The sequence below is a fragment of the Streptomyces sparsus genome (assembly GCF_054776295.1).
The window spans coordinates 1-2166 of the sequence record NZ_BAAHCA010000843.1 but is presented as its reverse complement, the minus strand read 5'-3'; the positions used below and the strand labels follow the sequence as shown (position 1 = coordinate 2166).

The 2166-nt window shown below is 71.5% G+C and carries 2 protein-coding genes; one reads left to right on the top strand and one right to left on the bottom strand.

The annotated features are described in order from the left end of the window. Nucleotides 1-48: 48 nt before the first annotated feature. Nucleotides 49-927, bottom strand: a complete 879-nt coding sequence (locus ACYVE9_RS24060; RefSeq protein ID WP_461029993.1) for a D-alanyl-D-alanine carboxypeptidase family protein — start codon at nucleotides 925-927, stop codon at nucleotides 49-51. 319 nt (nucleotides 928-1246) lie between these two features. On the opposite strand from ACYVE9_RS24060, the gene ACYVE9_RS24055 reads away from it, so the two are divergent. Beyond that, nucleotides 1247-2095: a DUF1206 domain-containing protein gene (locus tag ACYVE9_RS24055; RefSeq protein WP_461029992.1), complete on the top strand. Its 849-nt coding sequence runs from the start codon at nucleotides 1247-1249 to the stop codon at nucleotides 2093-2095. Nucleotides 2096-2166: the final 71 nt, after the last annotated feature.

Genomic DNA, 2166 nt, shown 5'->3' with positions numbered 1-2166 from the left:
CCCCCGGTACCACCCGGTGCGGCCGTCGCCGGCCGCACCGGGCGTCGATCAGTCGCGTTCCGCTCCGGCGGGAAGCGGACGGAGGGTGAGGCGGGAGGCGGTCTTCTGCTTGAAGGCCCAGTCGAGCATCCGGGTCGCGTCCGGATAGCGGGCCTGGCTGTTGAGGACGACGCCGACCACCGTCCTGCCGTTCCGGGTCGCGGCGAAGACCAGGCACGGGCCCGCGGCGCTGCCCGTTCCGGTCTTGATGCCGATGACGCCCTTGTACGACCCGAGCAGTTGGTTGGTGTTGTACCAGGTGTAGGTCCGGCCGTTGGTGGCCTTCTGGACCGCCCTGGTGGACTTCGCCACCGCGCGGATGTTCTTGCTGCCCAGCGAGTAGCGCGCCAGCTTGGCCATGTCGCGCGGCGTGGAGTAGTTCGACCCGTTGCGGGATATGCCGTCGAAGGAGTCGAACCTGGTGTTCTTCATGCCGAGTTGGGCGGCCTTCTTGTTCATCTTGGCGATGAACGACTTGGTACGGGCCGCCGTGGTCGATCCGGTGCCGTAGGCGTCGGCAAGCGCGTACGCCGCGTCGCAGCCGGAGGGCAGCATCAGCCCGTAGAGCAACTGACGCGCCGTCAGCTTGTCGCCGGTGCGCAGATCGGCGGTGCTGGCGCCGTTCCGGGCGACGTAGTCGCGGTAGGCCTGCTTCACCGTGATCCGCCGGTCGAGGTGGGCGTTCTTGGTGCTGACCACCACGGCCGCGGTCATGATCTTGGTGGTGCTCGCCATCTGGCGCCGGGTGTCGGCTCCCTTGCCCCACAGCACCTTGTTCGCACCGCTGTCGAGCAGGAAGGCGCCCTTGGCCTTGACGCCGGACGGTCCGGCCGCCGCCTGCGCGGGAACGACCAGCGGCCCGGCCGCCAGTAGTGCGCCGGCCGTCACCAGTACCGCGGCCGTCCTTCGGGTCCGTCTTCGGGTGGGTATCACTGCGCCTCCGTCGGTCACGCCCGTGACGCGGGCCGTCGCAACGGCGCCACGCCCGCCCGCACTTCGTGCGGGCTCCGTGCACCCGGACTCCTCAGCGCGTCGAATGGTTGTACCTGTTTCACGCCGTCGTCCGCGGTGGCGGGATCCGGTCTCCGGACGGACGAGAGCGGTTCCGGGAGCCGCCGCTGGGCCTGACGGCCCGTTTTCGAAAGCGCTCCCCGGGCAAGCGGAGCACCGCCCGATACAGGGACGGCGGGACCAAGGAGGACGGACGATGAACGCACCATCGGTCACTCGCGGCCGGCAGCAGGCCGAGCGCGGCGCGCGACAGGCGGCGAACAGCAAGGCCATGGGCGTGGCGGCCCGTTGGGGGCTCGCCTCCCGGGGGGTGATCTACGTACTGATGGGCGTCATCGCCCTGCGGATCGCCTTCGGCGGCAGCGGCCAGGAAGCCGACCGCGGCGGCGCGATCCAGGAACTCGCCGCGCGCCCCTTCGGCTCGGTCCTGGTCTGGGCCGTCGGCATCGGCCTGGCCGGGATGGCGCTGTGGCGGCTGTCCGAGGCGGCGTTCGGCGCCGCGGGTCCGGACGGGCACAAGCCGTCGAAGCGGCTGATATCGGCCGGTCGCGGAGTGATCTACGTGGTCATCGCGTTCTCGGTCCTCGCCGTGGCCGCGGGCGCCCGGAGCAGCAGCTCCAACTCCAGCGACAAGCAGTCCAAGGACGCCACCACCCAGGTGTTCGACCTGCCAGCCGGGCAGTGGCTGGTGGGCATCGCCGGCGTCGCCATCGTCGCCGCGGGCGTCTGGACGGGGGGCAAGGCACTGCTGCGCAAGTACCACAAGGAACTCAAGCCGGCCGCCCTGTCCGGTACCGTCAGGCGGGTCATCGACGTGCTCGGTGTCGGTGGCGGTACCGCGCGCGGTCTCGTCTTCGCCACGGTGGGCGTCTTCGTCGTCCAGGCGGCGGTCCAGTACGACCCCGACGAGGCGGAGGGGCTGGACAACACGCTGCGCACGTTCGCCGAGACGCCCGCCGGGCCGTGGCTGCTGGCGGTCATCGCCGTCGGGCTCGTTCTCTTCGGCGGCTTCTCACTCGCCCTGGCCCGCTACCGCCAGGTCTGACGCCCCGCCCGGCCCCGCGGCGCGCACGGGCGCACGCCGCGGAAAGGGCGGCAGCGCGGAGGGCCGCAGGG

What these genes read in the sequence shown, in the direction of transcription:
- ACYVE9_RS24055 (WP_461029992.1), top strand. Translation starts at nt 1,247, where the DNA reads ATGAACGCACCATCGGTCACTCGCGGCCGGCAGCAGGCCGAGCGCGGC.